Annotated in this window: 18 protein-coding genes and 4 pseudogenes; 9 read left to right on the top strand and 13 right to left on the bottom strand. The window is 56.8% G+C overall.

All coding sequences use genetic code 11. The annotated features are described in order from the left end of the window. Window positions 1-52: 52 nt before the first annotated feature. The 4 genes from SPG90_RS06535 to SPG90_RS06550 all read right to left on the bottom strand — a co-directional run bounded on the left by SPG90_RS06535 (window position 53) and on the right by SPG90_RS06550 (window position 5,134). Complete coding sequence (locus SPG90_RS06535; protein WP_322408021.1) at window positions 53-2,434, bottom strand: glucose/quinate/shikimate family membrane-bound PQQ-dependent dehydrogenase; 2,382 nt, start codon at window positions 2,432-2,434, stop codon at window positions 53-55. A gap of 256 nt (window positions 2,435-2,690) precedes the next feature. Further along, entirely contained in the window at window positions 2,691-3,614 is a 924-nt protein-coding gene (locus SPG90_RS06540) for a LysR substrate-binding domain-containing protein (protein ID WP_023311667.1), read from the bottom strand. A 181-nt stretch (window positions 3,615-3,795) separates the two neighbouring features. After that, window positions 3,796-4,680 carry an SDR family oxidoreductase gene (locus tag SPG90_RS06545; protein WP_023311668.1) on the bottom strand — a complete coding sequence of 295 codons (885 nt, stop codon included), beginning with the start codon at window positions 4,678-4,680 and terminating at the stop codon, window positions 3,796-3,798. Window positions 4,681-4,744: 64 nt separating this feature from the next. After that, window positions 4,745-5,134: a YdeI family stress tolerance OB fold protein gene (locus SPG90_RS06550; protein WP_045399178.1), complete on the bottom strand. Its 390-nt coding sequence runs from the start codon at window positions 5,132-5,134 to the stop codon at window positions 4,745-4,747. Between the two features lie 138 nt (window positions 5,135-5,272). Here SPG90_RS06550 and SPG90_RS06555 point away from each other — a divergent pair. From SPG90_RS06555 to SPG90_RS06570, 4 genes and pseudogenes are all read left to right on the top strand, one after another. Continuing rightward, window positions 5,273-5,821: pseudogene (locus SPG90_RS06555) on the top strand (hypothetical protein). Continuing rightward, a pseudogene (locus tag SPG90_RS06560) lies at window positions 5,755-6,181 on the top strand (DUF421 domain-containing protein). The pseudogenes SPG90_RS06555 and SPG90_RS06560 overlap by 67 nt, the downstream one beginning before the upstream one ends. A gap of 44 nt (window positions 6,182-6,225) precedes the next feature. Beyond that, window positions 6,226-6,711 (top strand): 2-oxo-tetronate isomerase, encoded by a 486-nt coding sequence (locus tag SPG90_RS06565; protein ID WP_322408022.1) that lies wholly within the window; start codon window positions 6,226-6,228, stop codon window positions 6,709-6,711. Window positions 6,712-6,728: 17 nt separating this feature from the next. Beyond that, window positions 6,729-7,574: pseudogene (locus SPG90_RS06570) on the top strand (SDR family oxidoreductase); the annotation flags it as partial. Here the strand turns inward: SPG90_RS06570 and SPG90_RS06575 are convergent. The 8 genes and pseudogenes from SPG90_RS06575 to SPG90_RS06610 form a co-directional block, all read right to left on the bottom strand. Beyond that, window positions 7,574-7,985, bottom strand: a pseudogene (locus SPG90_RS06575) (alpha-amylase family glycosyl hydrolase); the annotation flags it as partial. The pseudogenes SPG90_RS06570 and SPG90_RS06575 sit on opposite strands and share 1 nt — an antisense overlap. An 8-nt stretch (window positions 7,986-7,993) precedes the next feature. Then, on the bottom strand, window positions 7,994-9,004 hold the full coding sequence (gene cydB / locus SPG90_RS06580; RefSeq protein ID WP_322408023.1) for a cytochrome d ubiquinol oxidase subunit II: 1,011 nt from the start codon (window positions 9,002-9,004) through the stop codon (window positions 7,994-7,996). Further along, on the bottom strand, window positions 9,004-10,407 hold the full coding sequence (locus SPG90_RS06585) for a cytochrome ubiquinol oxidase subunit I (protein WP_322408024.1): 1,404 nt from the start codon (window positions 10,405-10,407) through the stop codon (window positions 9,004-9,006). Before SPG90_RS06585 ends, cydB begins: the two co-directional genes overlap by 1 nt. Window positions 10,408-10,475: 68 nt before the next feature. Then, on the bottom strand, window positions 10,476-11,348 hold the full coding sequence (locus SPG90_RS06590; RefSeq protein ID WP_008502274.1) for a manganese catalase family protein: 873 nt from the start codon (window positions 11,346-11,348) through the stop codon (window positions 10,476-10,478). Window positions 11,349-11,363: 15 nt separating this feature from the next. Further along, complete coding sequence (locus tag SPG90_RS06595; RefSeq protein ID WP_248193693.1) at window positions 11,364-11,870, bottom strand: ferritin-like domain-containing protein; 507 nt, start codon at window positions 11,868-11,870, stop codon at window positions 11,364-11,366. A 25-nt stretch (window positions 11,871-11,895) separates the two neighbouring features. Next, entirely contained in the window at window positions 11,896-12,099 is a 204-nt protein-coding gene (locus SPG90_RS06600; RefSeq protein WP_008502273.1) for a hypothetical protein, read from the bottom strand. A 23-nt stretch (window positions 12,100-12,122) separates the two neighbouring features. Then, complete coding sequence (locus tag SPG90_RS06605) at window positions 12,123-12,617, bottom strand: ferritin-like domain-containing protein (protein WP_023311678.1); 495 nt, start codon at window positions 12,615-12,617, stop codon at window positions 12,123-12,125. A gap of 94 nt (window positions 12,618-12,711) precedes the next feature. Next, window positions 12,712-12,897, bottom strand: a complete 186-nt coding sequence (locus SPG90_RS06610) for a general stress protein (protein WP_322408025.1) — start codon at window positions 12,895-12,897, stop codon at window positions 12,712-12,714. A 527-nt stretch (window positions 12,898-13,424) separates the two neighbouring features. Here SPG90_RS06610 and SPG90_RS06615 point away from each other — a divergent pair. Continuing rightward, entirely contained in the window at window positions 13,425-14,768 is a 1,344-nt protein-coding gene (locus SPG90_RS06615) for a VOC family protein (protein WP_322408026.1), read from the top strand. 43 nt (window positions 14,769-14,811) lie between these two features. Next, on the top strand, window positions 14,812-16,317 hold the full coding sequence (locus tag SPG90_RS06620) for a carboxylesterase/lipase family protein (RefSeq protein ID WP_322408027.1): 1,506 nt from the start codon (window positions 14,812-14,814) through the stop codon (window positions 16,315-16,317). Here the strand turns inward: SPG90_RS06620 and SPG90_RS06625 are convergent. Further along, window positions 16,304-17,146 (bottom strand): LysR family transcriptional regulator, encoded by an 843-nt coding sequence (locus tag SPG90_RS06625; protein WP_322408028.1) that lies wholly within the window; start codon window positions 17,144-17,146, stop codon window positions 16,304-16,306. The genes SPG90_RS06620 and SPG90_RS06625 overlap by 14 nt on opposite strands. A 115-nt stretch (window positions 17,147-17,261) precedes the next feature. Between SPG90_RS06625 and SPG90_RS06630 the strand changes: the two genes are divergently transcribed. From SPG90_RS06630 to SPG90_RS06640, 3 genes are all read left to right on the top strand, one after another. After that, the gene (locus SPG90_RS06630) at window positions 17,262-18,431 is read left to right on the top strand and encodes a pyridoxal phosphate-dependent aminotransferase (protein WP_045399212.1); all 1,170 of its coding nucleotides are present in this window, start codon (window positions 17,262-17,264) and stop codon (window positions 18,429-18,431) included. Window positions 18,432-18,453: 22 nt separating this feature from the next. Beyond that, entirely contained in the window at window positions 18,454-19,227 is a 774-nt protein-coding gene (locus SPG90_RS06635) for a transporter substrate-binding domain-containing protein (protein ID WP_248162301.1), read from the top strand. 356 nt (window positions 19,228-19,583) lie between these two features. Beyond that, window positions 19,584-21,239, top strand: a complete 1,656-nt coding sequence (locus tag SPG90_RS06640; protein WP_023311684.1) for a glucan biosynthesis protein D — start codon at window positions 19,584-19,586, stop codon at window positions 21,237-21,239. Window positions 21,240-21,276: the final 37 nt, after the last annotated feature.

Raw genomic sequence — 21,276 nt, forward strand, 5'->3', positions numbered from 1 at the left:
CCTACAAAATCTGACCTACAAAAAAGGGACCTTTCGGTCCCTTTTTCACATCTTATTGCTTATCGGGCAACGCGTACGCGATAACGTAATCACCGCGATCCGGAGACTGGCGGGCGCCCCCGGCGCTAATGATGATGTACTGCTTACCGGTTTTCGGCGACACGTAGGTCATCGGGCCGGACTGGCTGCCGACCGGCAGGCGGTCTTTCCAGATCTCTTTCCCGGTGGCGGTATCAAACGCGCGCAGGTAGAAATCCTGCGTGCCGGCGAAGAACAGAAGGCCGGACTGGGTAGAGAGCGATGCGCCCAGCGTCGGCATGCCGATTGGGATTGGCATGTGCATGCGAATGCCCAGCGGGCCGGTATCTTCCACCGTGCCGACAGGTACCTGCCACACCAGCTTGCCGGTTTTCAGGTCAACGGCCGACATGGTGCCAAACGGCGGCTTCTGGCACGGAATGCCAAGCGGTGACAGGAAGCGTTCGCGCATCGCGCCGAACGGGGTGCCGTCCATTGGTACGATGCCCATCTCGATGCCGCTGGCGTTTTTCGCCACGTTAGCGCGCGGCACCATGTAGTTTGCCAGGCCCAGGCGCATATCGTTGACGAACATCAGGCTGTTGTTCGGGTCAACGGAGACGCTGCCCCAGTTCATCCCGCCGAGAGAGCCGGGGAACTGCAGGGAACGGTCGAGACCCGGCGGGGTGAAGACGCCCTGATGGCGCATCTCTTTAAACTGAATGCGGCACAGCAGCAGGTCGACAGGCGTCGCCCCCCACATGTCGGATTCGGTCAGCGTCTGGTTGCCAATCATCGGCATGCCAACGGAATACGGCTGGGTCGGAGAGTAGCGTTCACCCTCAACGTTACCTGCCGGAACGGGACGCTCTTCTACCTTCGCCACCGGCTTGCCGGTTTCGCGGTTAAGCATGAAGATCATACCCTGCTTGCTGGTCTGCACCAGCACAGGCGTGGTGCCGCCTTTACCGTCAGGCAGATCGTACAGCAGCGGCTGGGAAGGCAGGTCGAAATCCCACAGGTCGTGATGGGTCGTCTGGAAATGCCAGCGCACCTGACCGGTGGTCGCGTCGACGGCGACGATGGAGGAACTGTACTTATCATCCAGCGCGGTACGTTCGCCCGCCCAGAAATCCGGGGTGGCGTTGCCGGTTGGCAGGTAGATCAGATTCAGCTTAGCGTCGTAGGACATCGCTGACCAGACGTTCGGCGTGCCGCGGGTGTAGGTCTGGCCTTCCGGCGGCAGGCCGGTCAGGTTCGGATTACCCGGGTCCCACGCCCACGCCAGCTTACCGGTGTGCACGTCGTAGGCGCGCACCACGCCCGGCGGTTCGCCGGTTGAGTAGTTATCCGCGACGCGACCGCCGACGACGACAACATTGCCTGCGACCAGCGGCGTAGAGGTCTGCTGATAATATCCGGGCTTGATCTCGCCCATGCCGACGCTCAGATCCACGGTACCATGGTCGCCGAAATCTTCGCAGACCTTGCCGGTATCCGCGTTGATGGCAATCAGGTGGGCGTCGGTGGTCGGCAGGAACAGGCGGCGAGGGCATGCCGCAGGCTGTGTTTCTGCCTGTGACGTTGTCACGCTGGAATGATCTTCAAAATAGCCCAGACCTCGGCAGCGCTGCCAGTTAGGCGCCGTGGCTTTGGAATCGTAGCGCCATTTTTCTTTGCCGGAATCCACGTCCAGCGCCAGAACTTTGCTGTATGGGGTACAGACGTATAGCGTGTCGCCAATCTGCAATGGCGTGTTCTGATCTTCCGCGCCGGAGCCGTTGCTCTGCGGAATATCGCCGGTGTGCGCAACCCAGGCGACCTTCAGGTCGCTGACGTTGTGCTTGTTAATCTGGTCCAGCGCGGCGAAACGGTCGCCGTGGGTGGTATTGCCCCAGTGCTCCCAGTTTTTTTGCTGCTCGCCGGGGGCGACGGGTTTCACCGGAACGGGCTCGTTCGCTGCCACGAGGGTCTGCGGCTTAAACATCCAGCCCAGGCTGACCAGCATCGCCACCGCGAGCAAGGCCGCGACGCCAAAAGCGGGAGCCTTGTTCGCGGCGCTGTGGTTTGCCGCGCGCAGGAAAGGCCAGACGATGGCGCAGAGGAAGGCCAGTACGGCAAAGGTAAACAGGCGAGAGAAGAGCGGCCAGAAATCCCAGCCGGCATCGCCTACCGCCCAGAACAGCGAGGCAATAAAGGCGATGCCGTAAAGCGCGATCCCGCTGCTGCGATTTAGGAAAATCAGGATCGCGGCAATCACCATCACCACGCCCATTATCAGGAAGTATCCACTTCCGCCTACGGTGACGAGCTTAAAGCCCAGCCCGCCGACCGCCAGACCGATGAGCAACATCAGTCCGGCAAGAAGCCACTGCAGGATACGCGGTATCCCACGTGGCGCGCTGCCAAATGCCATTTCTGTCTCCTTAAGATCCCCCCGTCGTGCTGGGTATGTACCAGTTGGGTAATAAATGCGGAGGGAAGAATGATTAATACGGGTGAATTCGGGGTTGTAAAATTATTTACGAACCATTTGGTGAATTCGTCGCTATGATAAAACTGTTAAAATGTTTTGCGCAATTGTTAATGAATGATTTCGCATTAATTGATTAGGGCGCAGGACAATGCCCTCGCCCCGCTGGGGAGAGGGTTAGGATGAGAAGAGAAAGGTGTCAGACCGGCATTGATTTACGGATAGCGCTCAGCAGCGTCTGCGCGCCCGTTGAAAGCGGCGTGTCTACGCGGGTCAAAATGCCGATAGGTTCACCGGGGCCGGGGGAGGTAATCGGCAGGGCAATCAGCGTTCCCTGACGTAAATCATCTTTCACCGCGCCGGATGGGACGAACCAGACGTAGTCATAATCCAGCGTAAGCTGGCGCGAAAGCGAGGCCGACAGCGTTTCGATACATCCTGAGGGCAGCGTACACCCCTGCATTTGCAGCAAGGTTTCTGCGGTCTGGCGGGGAACTGTCCCTTTTGGGCAGACCACTACCGGCCACTCCATAACGCGGCTTAATGTGACTGTGTCCTGCAGCAGGGGGTGATCGGGACGAACCACCAGCTTCAGGGACTCCAGGAACAGCAGTTCATAGTTGAGGCCGCCCATCAGCTCAGGGTCGGACATGCGACCGATTCCGAGATCCAGTTCGCCCGATTTCAGCCCCGCGAGCAGCATAGTGTTATTCATGGTAGCGACCTGAATCGTGGTATGCCGCTGCTGCTTGTGGAACTGGCCGATAACGGGTGGAAGGATGCCCAGCGCCGCGGTAGGCAAAGCACCCACGCGCACCACCTCACTGGTTTGCTCTTCTTTTCTGTGCAGGGACTGGCCTGCGGTATTGAGCGCATCCAGCACTTTCACGGCGTGCGTGAGGAACTGTTCGCCCACGATGGTAAGCTGCGCCCCCAGCCGGCCGCGGTCAAAAAGACGGGCACCGGTCAGCTGTTCCAGCTCGTTGAGGGTTTTTGAGAGCGCAGGCTGGCTCAGGTTGAGAGTTTCAGCCGCACGCCCCAGCGTTCCCTGTTGAGCGACGGCCACAAATGTATGCAAATGGCGCAAGCGTATGCGCTGACTGAACAGACCATTTTTTTCCATAGGCGATGTTAAAAACAGAGCGATGCGGGTGACAAGTTAAGTTGTTTAATTTTGATAACCTGATAGCAAAATATTTTTAACATTTGATCTGTTTGAGTTACAACATGTTTTTTGGCGGGGGAATAAAAGCGAACATCCTTGTTCATTTATTGCTCATAGCGGAGGGGTATCGTTTAACGGTTTAGATCACGCCGTCACCGCCATCGGAACACCACACCTGGCCGGACGTAAATGAACATTCATCCGAGGCCAGCGTGACGTACAGCGGGGCAATCTCGACGGGCTGGCCCGGACGTCCCAGCGGGGTGTCGCCGCCGAACTCCTTCACTTTTTCCATCGGCTGCCCGCCGCTGGACTGCAGTACCGTCCAGTAAGGGCCAGGGGCAACCGCGTTGACGCGAATACCTTTCGGACCCAGTTGTTTGGCTAAGGATTTGGTAAACACCGCCAGACAGGCTTTCGTCTGGGCGTAGTCCAGCAGCACGGGGCTAGGCTTCACCGCCTGAACGGACGAGGTATTAATGATAACGGACGACGCTTTCAGGTGGCGCAGCGCCGCCTTGGTGATCCAGAACGGAGCGTAAACGTTGGTTTTAAACGTTGCGTCAAAATCTTCCGTGGTCAGTTCTTCAAGCGATTCACGGAACTGCTGACGGCCGGCGTTGTTGACCAGAATGTCCAGCCCGCCCAGTTTCGACACGGCTTCTTCGACCAGATTCTGACAGAAGGTTTCGTCCCGGACGTCCCCCGGCAGCGCGATAGCCTTGCGGCCTTCGGCTTCAATCAGGTCGATGACCTCAGCGGCGTCTTTTTCCTCTTCGGGAAGGTAGTTAATGGCAACGTCAGCGCCTTCACGAGCATAGGCGATAGCGACCGCGCGACCAATCCCGGAGTCTCCGCCGGTAATCAGCGCTTTTTTGCCGGCCAGGCGGCCATGTCCTTTGTAGCTTGTTTCCCCGTGGTCGGGTACAGGCTGCATTTCGGATGCCAGTCCCGGCGGCGTTTGCGGCTGTTCCGGGAACGGGGGCTGCGGGTAAGCGTTCGTACGTTGTTTAGTATCACTCATAGCTGACTCCTTAAGCCAAGGGGTGAGATTTGATGGATAACTGCAGCGTTAACGCTTCGCTGAATTATTTCTGCAAACGATCAACACGGACGACGGCAGGAGATGATTTTTTATCAAGCGAACCGTTGATACTGATCATCTGGTCGGGTTTTACCGTTCTGCCGTCGAAGACTGCCTGGGGAATAATAACGTCGATTTTTCCGGTTTTATCCTGAAATATAAACTTATCGCCGCTACCGTCAATAAGATTACCGCGTAATGAAATTGTCGCGCCATCATGCAATTCTTTTGCCTGCCTGATGGTCATAATACGCGCGTCATCGGTTCCGCGATATCCGCTATCAAGCGCGTGTGGAGGCGGTGGCGCTTCGCCTTTTTGTAAACCCCCGTTATTATCTGCCCATGCGGCCGGTACCAGAAATATCAATAAAGCGGAAATAAGTGATAATTTCATCCGATATCCTTCATTTTGCGTCTCTTGACTTATTAAGTATTGTTGCTATTCCTTTATGTGGCAAATGTGATAAGTCCTAAAAACATTCGCGTTAGAAATCAAAATTATCGGATAATAAGCGAAACGGTGACGATGGCCATGAAGCGTGAAAATGAAAAGTTACCCGGGATAGATGAGAGTTACCGTTTGCTGACGTTTGAATACGCGTTTCGTCAGGTGGGTTTTATTGTTATGCTGGGTATTATCGTCGCGGCGATTGCCGGTTTTTTTTCCAGCGGAATGGTCAGCGACACGGTCAAAACGAATTCCGCTAAATCATTGACCATAAACTATGAACGCTTTGGGCGACGGGAGACAGAGACGCGGATGGCGCTCGCGTTTCCGGTGCAAACGGAGGGGAAGTATGTCCTCAGCATGGCCAGCGAGAGCAGCGATGCGTATGAGCCCGGCAGCGTCTGGCCGCAGCCGGACGCTATGTTCAGCCGCTGAAAGACCCTCTTTTTTGTCTATAACAACCTGAAAAAAACCGACCGCTTCTCCGTGTTATTGTTCACGACACCTTCCATAGCCGGTAAATGGAACACCGTCTTCCGCGTCAACAGCGAGCCGGAAATTAACATCTGGCTATTTATCTGTTTCTGGTGGTGGTATTTAAAGTGGCCGGGCGTCGCGCGCTGCTGCAGATGACCAGCTTCGATCTCATTCTGCTCTTGATAATTAGTGAAGCCACGCAGCAGGCGCTTCTCGGACAAGATTTTTCCGTGACCGGCGCGATGATTACCATTACCACGCTGGTGGTGGCGGATATTATTTTCGGGCTGATGAAGGAATATTTCTCGCCGGTTGAGAATATTCTGGGTGGCACTAATGTTATTCTTGTTGAGAACGGCGTGCCGTTAGCCGATAAACTGAAAAAAAGTTGACGTGTCCTGTGATGATATTCTGGTGTCCGCGCGTCAAAATAATGGCATTACGGAAATAAGCGACACTAAATATGCCAAACTTGAGCGCAATGGCCATATTTCAATCATTCCTTTCGAGAAATAAGAGGCGGCAAGAGGAGCAATCTTTTTCACGACAGCAATAATACCGTGGGTGAACTGACGAAAAAGCTGGCGAGCAAATTAACCGATCTCGGGCTTCGCTTAACCACCGCGGAATCCTGCACGGGCGGAAAGCTCTCGGTGGCGCTTTGCGCAGAGGAAAACACCGCCGAATTTTATGATGTCGGCCTGGTCGTGTTCAGCGATGAAGCCAAAGCGCGGATCCTCGGCGTGCGCCCTGAGACGCTGGCGCGGTTTACTGCCGTGAGCGAGCAGACGGTAACCGAGATGGCCGCCAGTATCCGCGACATCGCCCAGGCGGATATCAGCATCGCCATCAGCGGCTACGCGGGCCCGGAAGGGGGCGACGACGGCACGGCGGCGGGGACGGTCTGCTTTGCGTGGAACATACGCGGCGAGACGAAGACCCGCACCGTGTTTTTCTCCGGTGATTGTCAGGACGTGGTCGAAAAAGCGGTGCATTACTCGCTGGCTGAAGTGGTGACAACGTTGTCGGACGGGAATAACGAATAAACTCACGTGGAGGTTCTATGGCTGTCATAGTGATTACCGGCGGGACAGCGGGCGTGGGAAAAGCCACGGCGCTGCACTTTGCAAAGGCGGGTTACGACGTGGGGCTCATCGCCCGCGATGAAGCCAGCCTGCACTCTACCCAGGAGGAATTACGGCGCTTTGGCGTTAATGCCCACGCCGTGCAGGCGGACGTCGCCGACAGCCAGGCGGTGGTGGATGCCGCTAACGAAATTGAGTATCGCCTCGGCTCGATTGATGTCTGGGTGAACAACGCGATGGGGGCCGTTCTGGCACCGTTCCGAACCCTCACGCCGGACGAGTTTCGCCGCGTGACTGAGGTGACGTACCTCGGCTACGTGAACGGCACTCGCGCCGCGCTCGAACTTATGGTTCCGCGCGACAGGGGCGTAATAATCCAGGTGGGGTCCGCGCTGGCCTACCGTTCCATTCCGCTGCAGTCAGCCTACTGCGGGGCAAAAGCGGCGATCCGCGGGTTCACCGACGCGGTGCGTACCGAGCTGATGCATGAGAACAGCCGGGTTCAGCTTTCGATGGTGCAGATGCCCGGGCTCAATACCCCGCAGTTCGAATGGGCGAGGAACAAGTTTGCCTGGGCGATGCGCCCGGTGCCGCCTGTCTTTGAGCCTGAGGTGGCCGCCAGCGCCATCTTCAGGGTGGCGCAAAAACCGGTTCGCGAGCTGTGGGTCGGCAGCAGCACCATCCAGTCAATTGTCGGGCAATTTTTCTTCCCCGGTTTTCTCGACCGGCTGATGGTGAAAAAGGCGTGGGAAGGCCAGATGACCGACGATCTCAACGCGCCGGATCGCAGGGACTACCTCAACCAGCCGGTTAACGATCTGCACATGGGGGGCGTATCGTCCTCGTCGTTATCCGACCAGAGGTAGTAATCACGATAGGGTGACGCCGGGTTACGGCGGGCCTGCTGGAACCAGGGATGCGCGTCCGACGTGTGCTGGATCAGCAGCTCGATAATGACCTGCATGCCCAGCTCGCGGGCCTGTTCGATAAAAGCGATGATATCGGCCAGCTTTCCGAAGCGGGGATCCACCTGGAGGTGGTCGCTGACGTCGTAGCCTTCATCGAGAAAGGGCGTGAGGTAAAACGGGGTGCCAGATGACCGTCGCCCCCATGCGGCGAATATAGCGCAGCTTGGCCGCGATCCCGGCGATGTCCCCGCAGCCATCGCCGTTCAAATCATAAAATAGCGCGGTATCAATCTGATAAATAATGGCTCGTGTATGCCAGTCGGTCATAGCGTTCCTCAGTGATAGCCTTCAGTATCCGACACTTTGCCCCGGAAGACGTAGTAGCTCCAGGCGGTGTACACCAGGATCACCGGAATAATCAGCAGCGTGCCTACCAGCATAAACAGCTGGCTGGCAGGCGGGGCCGCGGCTTCCCACAGGGTGATGCGCGGCGGAATAATGTTCGGCCAGAGGCTGATGCCGAGCCCGCTAAACCCGAGGAAAATAAGCCCCAGCGTCAGCAGGAAGGGGCGGGAGTGGCTGGCCGGGTTGCGGGTCAGGCGCCAGATCAGCACGCTGAAAAGCCCTACCAGCAGAGGAACCGGCAGGAACAAGAAGAAGTTGGGCAAGGTAAACCAGCGCTCGGCCACGTACTGCCAGCCGAGCGGCGTCCAGATGCTCACTACCGCAATAACCACGATCAGCGCCTGCAGCACGTGGCGGGTCAGCTCGCGCATGCGGGCCTGCAGCGCGCCTTCACTTTTCATAATGAGCCAGGTGGTGCCCAGCAGCGTGTAGGCCACAACGAGACCGATACCGCAGAAGAGATTGAAGGGGGTGAGCCAGTCAAGTGCGGAGCCAGCGAAACGCCGCCCCTCAACGTCGAAGCCGTTAATCACGGCGCCCACCACCACGCCCTGGCTGAAGGTCGCGAGCAGGGAGCCGCCGGCAAAGGAGTAATCCCAGAATTTGCGGTGCGACGGCGTGGCTTTGAAGCGGAACTCAAAGGCGACGCCGCGAAAGATGAGACCGATCAGCATCGCGGTGAGGGGGATCGTCAGCGCATCAATAATCACCGCATAGGCCAGCGGAAAAGCGCCGAATAACCCTGCGCCGCCGAGTACCAGCCAGGTCTCATTGCCGTCCCAGACCGGCGCCACGCTGTTGACCATCACATCGCGCTCCTTCGCATCGCCCACAAAGTTAAACAGCAGGCCGATGCCCAGATCAAAGCCATCCATGATGATGTACATCAGCGTGGCAAAGACGATGATGGCAAACCAGATAACTGAGATATCGACGCCCATCAGGTACTCTCCTCTTCAGGAACAGACTCAGCGGCAGACAGCGGACGGGCGGGTGTGCCCGAGGTGTTTGACGTCAGCGTATCGACAGGCTGTGGTCCTTTTTTAATCAGCCGGATGAGGTAAACATAGCCCACCCCAAACACCGACGAGTAGACGACGAAGAACGCCAGCATGCTGATGCTCATCTGCAGGGTGCTGTGCAGCGATACCGCGTCGATGGTGCGCAGATAGCCGTAGACCACCCACGGCTGGCGGCCCACCTCGGTGGTGACCCAGCCGGCGAGCAGCGCCAGCAGCCCGGCAGGCCCCATACAGAGGGCAAACCAGTGGAACGGGCGAGAGTGGTATAGCCGATGGCGATAGCGCAGCCAGACGCTAATCAGCCCGAGGGTAATCATCAGCAGCCCCATCCCGACCATGACGCGGAACGACCAGAAAACGATGGTCGAGTTTGGCCGATCTTCTTTCGGGAAATCCTTCAGCGCCGGGACCTGCTTGTCCAGGCTGTGCGTCAGAATAAGGCTGCCGAGCGCGGGGATCTCAAGACCGTATTTAGTGCGCTCCTCGTCCATATCCGGCAGGCCAAACAGCAGAAGCGGAGTGGCCTCGCCGGGCGGGTTTTCCCAGTGTCCCTCAATGGCGGCAATTTTAGCCGGCTGATGCTCAAGCGTGTTCAGGCCGTGCATATCGCCCACGACCGCCTGGATAGGGGCGACCAGCAGCGCCATCCACATCGCCATGGAAAACATGGTGCGGACGGCGGGGGTATCGTTACCGCGCAGCAGATGCCATGCGCCCGACGCGCCGACAAACAGCGCGCTGCTCAGAAACGCGGCGATAGCCATATGAATCAGGCGGTAAGGGAAGGAGGGATTAAAGACGATCGCCAGCCAGTCCTGCGGGATAACCTGTCCGTTTTCAATAGTGAAGCCCTGCGGCGTATGCATCCAGCTGTTGGACGCGAGGATCCAGAAGGTCGACATCAGCGTGCCGAGCGCCACCATGCAGGTTGAAAAGAAGTGCAGGCCAGGGCCGACCTTATTCCAGCCGAACATCATGACGCCAAGGAAACCGGCTTCAAGGAAGAAGGCGGTTAACACTTCATAGGTCAGAAGGGGGCCGGTAATACTGCCCGCGAACTGTGAGAACCCGCTCCAGTTGGTGCCAAACTGGTACGCCATGACCAGGCCGGAAACGACACCCATCCCGAAGTTAACGGCAAATATCTTGAGCCAGAAATGGTACAACGATCGCCAGACATCGTTTTTGGTGCGCAGCCACATGCCCTCCAGCACCACCAGATAGCTGGCGAGGCCGATGGTGATCGCAGGAAAAAGGATATGAAACGAGACGGTAAAAGCGAACTGAATTCTGGCCAGATGGAACGCGTCGAGTTCGAACATGGTCCGTACCTCTGAAACGATGGGGCACGAGAATTGCCGGGCAGTTTATGGCTGCCCGGCAAAACCGATTACGGTTTAGTCTTACCGGCACCCAGCTCGGCACCGGTCAGCGGGTCAGAATGTGGATCGGACTTCGTGCGGGCAGACATCGCCTTGACCAGGGTTGCCTGTTCGGTCGTGAGCGTGACGCTTGCGCTGCCATCGCCGCCGTCAACCGCAGGCTGGGGGGACTCAACGTAATCGAAATGTTTATCGCTGTTCCAGCTTCCGCGAACCTCTCCACCTTCAGACATATTGTAGTACTTGTTGGTGAATTCCTCGATTGGCGGCAATTTTCCCGGTGGGAAATTATTACGGATGGACTGCAGCGCCTTCTCAAAGGAGAGCTGATGCGCCGCCTCGCGCGTCATCAGAAACGCCAGGGCATCCTTTACGCCGGGATCGTCGGTCACGTTGATCAGCCGTTCATAGATGATTTTCGCTCTGGCCTCTGCTGCCACGTTTGAGCGCAGGTCCGCCGTTGGCTCGCCGATGGTATCGACGTAGGCCGCCGTCCAGGGCACGCCCGCCGAGTTAGTGAGCGGGGTGCCGCCACCGTACAGCAGGGAGGTGATGTGGCTGTCATTGCCGTTTTCGGTCATGGAGCGATACAGCTCGGCCTCGTTTTCCACCCCTTCCGCCAGCGCGCCTTTGGCACCTTTATTAAGCATGCCGACCAGAGTACCGATGATTTCGAGGTGGCTTAGCTCCTCGGTCGCGATATCCATCAGCATATCTTTACGGCCCGGATCGTCATCGCTCAATCCTTGTGTAAAGTACCGGCAGGCGGCAGCCAGTTCACCCTGCGGCCCACCGAACTGTTCCAGTAAAAGGTTGGCGAGGCCAGGGTTCGGTTCGGCAACGCGAACCGTGTATTGCAGCTGTTTGACGTGTCGGAACATGGCGATTCTCCCGGATTATTTTTTCGCTTCGACGCCCGATGCGTCTGAACGCAACAGGAACTGTTCCGTGGTCTGCTGAATATGGCGGATCAGCCAGTCGGCCATTTCGCGCTCTTCCGCCAGAATCGTCTCGATGGCCGGCACCGAGGCGACGTCGCCTGCTTTCTTAGCCGCCGCGAGCAGGGAGGTATAACAGGCTATTTCAAACTGTTCGAAAACATAGCCGCTGATCGAGCCCTTTACGATCTCATCCGACGGGAACATGCCGCCAATGGACTGCCCGAGCGCCGCCATTTTGCTCATCGAATCTTTTAAAACCGAACGAGAAATATCATTACGGTCGAGGATTTCTTCCAGCAATGTAATTTGCCGTTTTGTCTCATTAATATGCTGCTCAATTCTGGCGCGAACATCAGGATAATTATCGATACGGCTGGCCATGGATTCCAGCATAGATTCGGCTTGCTTTTCCATCGCATGGGCATCGCGTAGCCAGTCATGGTAGTGTTCTACGTGATTCATCATTGTATCCTCATTAGGGGTTCGCTTATTTGGTCTCACTTTCAGCAGCCTGATCGGCACGCGCGGCACTGTAGCCAGATAAATGGCCGACAATATTGGCGTAAATACTGATGATAATGACCCATAGCACGCTATTCTTCCACCATATTACGGAGGGGATGGCGAGAATGAACCATATTATGGCTGCCGCTAAATGGCACCGTTTAATTGTCCTGGGACTGATGCTCATTTTATTTAACCTGTATTATTGCGTTATTTTTGCGCTTTTTGGTTAATATTTCCTACGGCCAGGTCGGTGAGTTTAAGGTCGGTCTCTTTTTCTTCTTCCAGCGTTTCGGCAAGAAGCTTAACGGCTTTTTTATAGCCCAGTTGCTCTGCTAATGTGGCAAGGGTACCGTAGCTGGCAATTTCGTAATGCTCGACTTTTTGCGCGGCGGCAATAAGTGCGGCATCACGTACTTCATTTTTTTCCGTACTTTCGATGACTTCGTTGGCTTCTTCAATTAAGCCTTCCATCGCCACGCACTTCATGCGTTTGATTTTAATACCGTCTTCCTGCTCAACGATTTGGTCGATACGTTCGATCTGACCCTGCGTCTCTTCCAGGTGTGCGGTAAAAGCTGCGCTCAGCTTCTCGCTGGAGGCTGCGCGGGCAAGCTTGCTTAACGCTCGGGTAAGCTGCTTTTCTGCGCTGTAGGTATCCGACAGAAGATGAATAAAGACATCCTCGACGCTTTTCATATTCATAATAATTACGCTCCGGTAAAATAAAGAAAGGGTACTGCGAGCTTTTCAGCCCGCAGCATGCTCTCTGGTTTTATTAAAAGAGTATTAAATAAGATCAGGAGTTATCAGATTTACGGCCTTCGCCGTGACTGTTCTGTCCTCCTTTCTTACCCGCTTCAGAAGCGCGTTGCGGATCGTTTTTAAAGTTCCCACCGCTATGCTGGCCACCTTTACGTCCAGCTTCTGATGTTTTTTCACGGTCTTCAGCGAAATTACCGGAACCACCACGATGCTCTGCCATATAAACCTCATAGTCATATATTGGTTATGCCAGTACGATACGAAAATATTCCGTATCACTCGTCGTTCGAGTAATAAATCTAGTCGCTGTGCGGCATCCGTCAAATGCGTTTTGCTATTTGCGGTTGCGTTATTTTTAAATATTTGTAAATTTACGCTTCGCTTAAAAGAGAAATATGGATAGACAGGAAGGACTTGTAAACAGCCATTCAGATTAATCCTAACTTCGAGCTAAAAATTTGAAAGGTGAGGATAAAAATAATGGCTTACTCGAATTGGTTAGTTTGCATTCAGGAGAGACCCAAAAAATACTCCTTTATAGCTAGAAAGCGGAACCCTAAATAATTATAAGGAAAATCCTGGATAAAAGCGTTCAGGTTAAAAGGGCGGTTCCGTTCGGCGCTGTTCAGGGACCAGTAGCACACGGTTTGACCACTGTCGTCTTAAGATCACAATTCAGAAATTCTTCCCCCCGGAAGGAACGGGTTTCTCTACACTCCAGGTAATATTCACTGGAGGCATGACATCATGGCGAACACCATCACGGCTGATGACATTCGGGAACACTTTTCGCAGGCTATGTCGGCGATGTACCAGCAGGAAGTTCCGCAGTACGGCACCTTGCTTGAACTGGTTGCGGACGTAAACCTGGCGGTTCTGGAAAATAATCCACTATTACACGAACAACTGGCTAACGCCGATGAGCTTGCGCGGCTGAACGTGGAGCGTCACGGGGCGATCCGCGTCGGCACGGCACAGGAACTTTCAACCCTGCGCCGTATGTTTGCCATTATGGGCATGTACCCGGTCAGCTATTACGATCTCTCTCAGGCGGGGGTGCCCGTCCACTCAACGGCGTTTCGTCCGATAGACGATGCGGCGCTGTGCCGGAATCCGTTTCGTATTTTTACCTCGCTGCTGCGTCTTGATCTGATTGAAAACGTCGCGCTGCGCGAGCGTGCCGCGGAGATCCTGTCTCACCGCAATATCTTCCCCCCGCGCTGCCTGGAACTGATCGACCTGCACGAGTCGGAAGGGGAGTTTTCTGACGCACAGGCCCATGAGTTTGTGCAGGAAGCGTTAGAAACCTTCCGCTGGCACCGTCACGCGACGGTCGATCGGGAGACCTATCTGGCCCTGAGCAACGAGCATCGCCTGATTGCCGACGTGGTCTGCTTCCCGGGCTGCCACATTAACCATCTCACGCCGCGCACGCTGGACATTGACCGGGTACAGGAGCTGATGCCGAAGTACGGTATCGAACCAAAAATTCTGATCGAAGGGCCGCCGCGTCGCGAGGTGCCCGTCTTATTGCGTCAAACCAGCTTCAAGGCGCTGGAAGAGCCGGTGCTGTTTGCCGGTGAACATAAAGGCACCCACACCGCGCGCTTCGGTGAGATTGAACAGCGCGGCGTGGCGCTGACCCCGAAAGGTCGTGAACTGTACGATAGCCTCCTCGCCCAGGCCGGTACCGGTAAAGATAACCTGACCCATCAGCTGCATCTGCGGGAGATTTTTAACGCCTTCCCGGATAGCGAAATGCTCATGCGCCGTCAGGAGCTGGCTTATTTCCGCTACCGCCTGACGCCAGCCGGGGAAGCGCATCGGCATGCGTTTCGTCCCGGAGACGATCCGCAGCCGCTGATCGAGCGCGGATGGGTGGTTGCCCAGCCCATCACCTACGAAGATTTCCTCCCGGTCAGCGCCGCGGGGATTTTCCAGTCCAACCTCGGGAACGAAACCCAGGCCCGCAGCCACGGTAACGCCAGCCGCGATGCGTTTGAAGATGCGCTGGGATGCCCGGTGTATGACGAGTTTACGCTCTACCAGGAGGCTGAAACGCGCAGCAAACAGCGTTGCGGTTTGCTCTGAAATCGTTACTCTGCTGGGGTGTGATGGAAAAATTAAGGTCGTTATGCAAAATCCTTCCGCCCCTGTGGTTGAAACGCGCCAGGGCGCACTGTCTGGTTTAACCGATGAAAACGTCCACCTCTGGTGCGGTATTCCCTATGCCGCGCCGCCCGTGGGGGAGTGGCGCTGGCGCTCGCCCCGGCCGCCTGAACGCTGGGATGGCCTGCGCGAGGCCACGGCCTTCTCGCCCTCAAGCTGGCAAAACAGCGAGTACTGCCAGGAGCTAGGCGGCGGCGATCCGGGGCAGTTTTCCGAAGATTGCCTCTACCTTAACGTCTGGTCTCCCGCAGAGCGCGCCGAGCCGCTGCCGGTTATGGTCTGGCTGCACGGAGGCGGGTTTACGATTGGTGCCGGAGGCCTGCCGCCTTATAACGGCAAAGCGCTGGCCTCGCGCGGCGTGGTTGTGGTCACGATCAACTACCGTCTCGGCCATCTCGGCTTTTTCGCCCATCCCGCGCTGGAAGGTGAGGAAGGGCGCGTGGTGCATAATTTTGCCCTGCTGGATCAGATTGCCGCGCTCGAATGGGTACGGGATAACATCGCCGGGTTTGGCGGCGATCCCGCCAATGTGACCCTGTTTGGCGAATCCGCTGGCGCGCGCAGCGTGCTCTCGCTGCTGGCCTCTCCGCTGGCCGCAGGATTGTTCCATAAGGCGATTGTGCAAAGCGGATACACCTTACCGGACACGCCGCGCGAGCAGGCCCTGCAAAAAGGGGAAGCGCTGGCCGCCCATTTCGGCCTGGAAAATGCGACCGCCGGGCAGCTGCGCGCCATTCCGCCCGAGGCGTTCTGGCCGCTCACCGCGCCGCTGAACGTCGCCCCGGCGCCTATCGCTGGAGACTGTGTTCTGCCGGAAGCCATGCTGGACGTCTTTTTCGCCGCCCGTCAGCATCCGGTGCCGGTAATGATTGGCTCCAACAGCGATGAGGCCAGCGTGATGGCGGTGTTTGGCATCGATCTCGCCGGACAAATTCAGAAGCTTCGGCGCGAACGCCGCTTCGGGCTCGGGCTGATTAAACTGCTCTATCCGGGCGTGAAAGGCGATGAAGAGCTGGGCAGGCAGGTGTGCCGCGACATGGCTTTTACCACCATGGGCTACGTGGTGATGCAGGCCCAGCAGCGCGTCGGCGGATTGTGCTGGCGCTACTGGTTTGACTATGTCGCTGAGGCGGAACATGCCACGTACATCAACGGTGCCTGGCACGGCAACGAAGTTCCCTACGTCTTCGATACGCTCGGTCAGGTGGAGCCTTCGCGTCAGTACGTCAATGAGCGAGATCTGCAGTTTGCTGCCCACGTGGCGGATTACTGGGTGAGCTTTGCGCGTGACGCGGGTCCTCGCGACATCCTGCCCGGGCCGACGCACTGGCCCGCGTGCCGCAAAGGTCGGGACGTTCTGTTACGCATTGGCGTGAATAAACATGCAGCGTTCAGGCTTGAAAACCGCTTTATGCGCGCCCGCATGAGCCTCTTCAAGCGGGTAATGAAGCACCACGTCAGCCTCGATTAAGCAAACAGGCGCGAAACGCCGCGAGACCATTTTCCTCGCCTGGCGTTTCGCGCAGCACCAGCCGGTAGCTTGCGCCAGTTTTTATGCTTGTCTCATAGGGCCGTACCAGCCTTCCAGCGTGAATATCTTCTGCCACCAGCGTTTCGTCGGCGATGGCGACGCCCAGCCCCTGAATAGCGGCCGTAATGGCGAGATCCATCGTGTCGAAGTGTTGATTTTTGTGCATGGCAAAGCCCGGGCCTTCCTGTTTCGTCAGCCACAGCGACCAGTCCGTCTTATCCCTTGTGGGGTGAAGGAATGTTAACGAGCCCAGCGCAGCCCCCGCCCGCACCGGGCTCATCACCGGGGTGAGCGCCTCTTCGAACAGCAGATCGCCTGCGCTCATGTGCGTGCCGAACACGATGGCCGCGTCGTAAGATTCGGTTTTGAAATTGACGTTGTGATCGGTGGTGGTGGTCAGCGCGATCTGCAGATCAGGATGCTCGCGCTCCACCTCCAGCAGGCGCGGCACCAGCCAGCGCATGGCGCAGGTGGGGGCCTTCAGCCGGATCACCGTGTGCTGGCTGCGGGTCTGGTCGGCCACAGACAGCAGCTGCTCGAAAGCGGACTGCAGCTCCGGAAGCAGGGCGCTACCCTGCGGTGAGAGGCGCAGCCCGCGCGCGTGGCGCTCAAAAAGCGGAAAGCCAAACCACGCCTCAAGGGAGGCAATCTTGCGGCTCACAGCCCCCTGCGTCAGACACAGTTCGGCGGCGGCATGGGTAAGATTGAGGTGACGCGCAGTGACTAAAAATGCGTCGATGGCATTAAGGGGGAGCGAACGGCGTGACATAAAAATCACCTCAGCTATGCATTTTTCTCATGGCTATTATGACAACAATTCGATTGTCCCGACAGCACAGATGTTGTTTGAATAGTTATGCAATGTCCATGAGAAGGGAAAGAGGATGACTTTACGAACGCCTGTGCAAACGCGCTCCAAACTGCCGGATGTGGGAACCACCATTTTTACCGTTATCGGCCAGCTCTCGGCGCAGCATAACGCGATTAACCTTTCTCAGGGCGCACCGAATTTTTCCTGCGACCCGAAGCTGATTGCGGGCGTCACCCGCGCAATGGAGGCGGGGCATAACCAGTACGCGTCGATGACCGGTCTGCAGCCGCTCAAGGAACGTATTGCCGATAAAATTGCCACGCTCTACGGCACGCAGTACGACCCTGCCAGCGAGGTGCTGGTGACCGCCAGCGCCAGCGAAGGGCTCTATTCGGCGATTAGCGGGCTGGTGCACCCGGGCGATGAGGTGATCTACTTTGAGCCGTCCTTTGACAGCTACGCGCCGATTGTCCGTCTTCAGGGGGCAACCCCGATTGCCATCAAGCTCACCGTGCCGGATTTTGCCGTCAACTGGGATGAGGTTCGCGCCGCGATCACGCCGCGCACGCGCATGATCATCATTAATACGCCGCACAATCCGAGCGGTCAGGTCTTCTCCGCCAGCGACCTGCAGCAGCTGGCGGCGCTGACGCGCAATACCGACATCATTATTTTGTCTGACGAAGTGTACGAACACGTCGTTTTTGACGGCGAGCCACACCACGGGATGGCCACGCACCCGCAGCTGGCGGAGCGCAGCGTGATTATTTCCTCTTTCGGAAAAACCTATCACGTCACCGGGTGGCGCGTGGGTTACTGTGTTGCACCGGCGGTACTGATGGACGAGATTTGTAAAGTGCATCAATTTTTAATGTTTTCTGCCGATACGCCAATGCAGCACGCGTTTGCTGAGCATATGGTCGACCCGCAAACCTGGCTGTCGCTGTCGGCGTTTTACCAGCGCAAGCGCGATCTGCTGCACAGCCTGCTGGCCGATTCGCCGTTTACGCTGCTGCCGAGCGCCGGATCGTTCTTCATGCTGGCGGACTACAGCCAGTTCAGCGACGAGCGCGACAGTGAGCTGGTGAAACGGCTGATCGTTGAGTACGGCGTTGCCACCATTCCGCTGTCGGCGTTTTATGCGGACGGTACGGATAATAAATTGATTCGTCTCTCTTTTGCGAAAGATGAGGCGACGTTACGGGCAGGTGCCCAGGCCCTGTGTCGGGTTAAACCACGCTAAGATAGGCTCTGAGGAGTTGTAGATGAAATTACGCGCGTTAGTTGTCGGCATGGGATTGCTGTGTACTTTTTCTTCCTTCGCGGCTACCGAGCTGCGTTACGGGCTGGAAGCGGAATATCCGCCGTTTGAGAGCCGCAATGCGGCGGGCGAACTGGAAGGGTTTGACGTTGAACTGGGGAATGCCATCTGCGAAGCGGCAGCGCTGAAGTGCAGCTGGGTTGAAACCTCCTTTGATGCGCTGATCCCGGGCCTGGTGGCGAAGAAATTTGACGCCATCAACTCGGCGATGAACATCACCGAGCAGCGCCGCAAGAGCATTGATTTTACCCAGCCGATCTACCGTATTCCGTCGCAGCTGGTCGGCAAGGCAGGTATGGCGGTTGAGGCAACGCCTGAGGGGCTGAAGGGCAAAACCATCGGCGTGCTGCAGGGATCCATTCAGGAAACCTATGCCAAAGAGCACTGGGAAAAGCAGGGTGTCACCGTGGTGTCTTATAAAGATCAGAATATGGCCTGGGGCGATCTGCTGAATGGCCGTATCGACGCCTCGCTGGTCATGTCCGCGGCCGGGCAGGCAGGTTTCCTCAGCAAGCCGCAGGGGAAAGGGTTTGGCTTCATCGGCAAACCGGTGTCTGACGACACTATCCTTGGCAGTGGGATCGGTTTTGGGTTGCGTAAGGGTGACGAGGCCACCAAAAAGCAGCTTGATGCCGCGATCGATAAAGTACGTGCCGACGGCACGATCGCTAAACTCGCTGATAAGTACTTCCCGGGTATCGATGTCAGCGTAAAATAACCGCCTCATTAGCCCCGTCAGCTGATGTCCTGACGGGGCATTTTTAATACACTTCATCCTTCAAGCTGCCTCTGCGTTGGCTACGTCTGTTCACCCCAGTCACTTACTTAAGTAAGCTCCTTGGGATTCTCAGACTTGCCGCCTTGATCCAGCATGAATGATTTTGTGTATCTACTGTTTTTTACACCACTTTCGGGCCGTTCTGGTCGACAGAAAATATTTCACACTTTGTTCATATAATCACCGGCCAACAATTGGATTCTTAACCATTTTTGTTTAGGCTGTGCGTTCTTTCTTGCCGTCATTTCGCCGAGCGCGAAACACATTCACACGACCATAAGGACGTTTTTCCAGGCATGAATCGCAGACGTTTTCTAAAAGGCTCGCTGGCAGTGGCAGCCCTGAGCGGCACATCTGGCCTTGCTTCCCTGTTTTCCAAAGCGGCATACGCTGCCGACTCTGACATTGCTGACGGCCAGAGCCGTCGTTTCGACTTCTCCGTACTGCAATCCATGGCGCATGACCTGGCAAAAACCCCGTGGGGTGGCGCGCCGCGCCCGCTGCCGGAGACGCTGGCCACCATGACGCCGCAGGCGTACAACGCCATCCGCTACGATGAAAAACAGTCACTGTGGAACAACATTGAAGGGCGTCAGCTGGACGTGCAGTTCTTCCATATGGGGATGGGGTTCCGCCGCCGCGTGCGGATGTTCTCGCTGGACCAGTCGACCTCTATGGCGCGCGAGATCCACTTCCGTCCGGAGCTGTTCAGCTACGGCGAAACGGGTGTGGATACCAAACAGCTGGAAGGGCAAAGCGATCTCGGCTTTGCGGGCTTCCGCGCCTTTAAGGCACCTGAGCTGGCGCGTCGCGATATCGTCTCTTTCCTGGGCGCGAGCTATTTCCGCGCGGTGGATGACACCTACCAGTACGGCCTTTCCGCGCGCGGTCTGGCGGTAGACACCTTTACCGACACGCCGGAAGAGTTCCCGGACTTTACCTCCTTCTGGTTTGAAACCGTCAAGCCAGGCGATACGACCTTTACCGTTTATACGCTGCTCGACAGCCCGAGCATCACCGGCGCCTATAAATTCGTGATCCACTGCGAGAAGAGCCAGGTGATCATGGAGGTGGAAAACCACCTCTACGCGCGGAAGGACATCAAGCAGCTCGGCATTGCGCCGATGACCAGTATGTTCAGCTGTGGCAATAACGAACGCCGCATGTGTGACACCATTCACCCGCAAATTCATGACTCCGACCGCCTGGCGATGTGGCGCGGCAACGGGGAGTGGATCTGTCGTCCGCTGAACAACCCGCAGAAGCTGCAGTTTAATGCCTATATGGACAAAAACCCGAAAGGGTTCGGCCTGCTGCAGCTCGACCGCGATTTCTCGCACTATCAGGACGTGATGGGCTGGTATAACAAACGTCCGAGCCTGTGGGTTGAACCGCGTAACGACTGGGGTAAAGGCGCGGTTGGCCTGATGGAGATCCCGACCACCGGCGAAACGCTGGATAACGTGGTCTGCTTCTGGCAGCCGGAAAAAGCGGTGAAAGCGGGCGACGAGCTGGACTTTAAATATCGTCTGTACTGGAGCGCCATGCCGCCGGTGCGCTCTCCGCTGGCCAACGTCTTCGCCACCCGTACCGGCATGGGCGGCTTCCCGGAAGGCTGGGCACCGGGGGAAAATTACCCGAAAGTGTGGGCCCGTCGCTTTGCTATCGACTTCGTCGGTGGCGACCTGAAGGCCGCTGCGCCAAAAGGCATCGAGCCGGTGATTACGCTCTCCAGCGGAGAAGCGAAGCAGGTTGAGATCCTCTACGTTGAGCCGTTTGACGGCTATCGCATCCTGTTTGACTGGTACCCAACCTCGGATTCGACGGAGCCTGTGGATATGCGTCTGTTCCTGCGCTGCCAGGGCGACGCCATCAGTGAAACCTGGCTGTACCAGTATTTCCCACCGGCGCCGGATAAACGTAACTACGTTGACGACCGGATAATGCGTTAACGATCGATTCCCTCTCCCTCCGGGAGAGGGTTAGGGT

Source organism: Enterobacter sp. D2 (assembly GCF_034427575.1).
In the GTDB taxonomy this organism is placed as follows: domain Bacteria; phylum Pseudomonadota; class Gammaproteobacteria; order Enterobacterales; family Enterobacteriaceae; genus Enterobacter; species Enterobacter cloacae_M.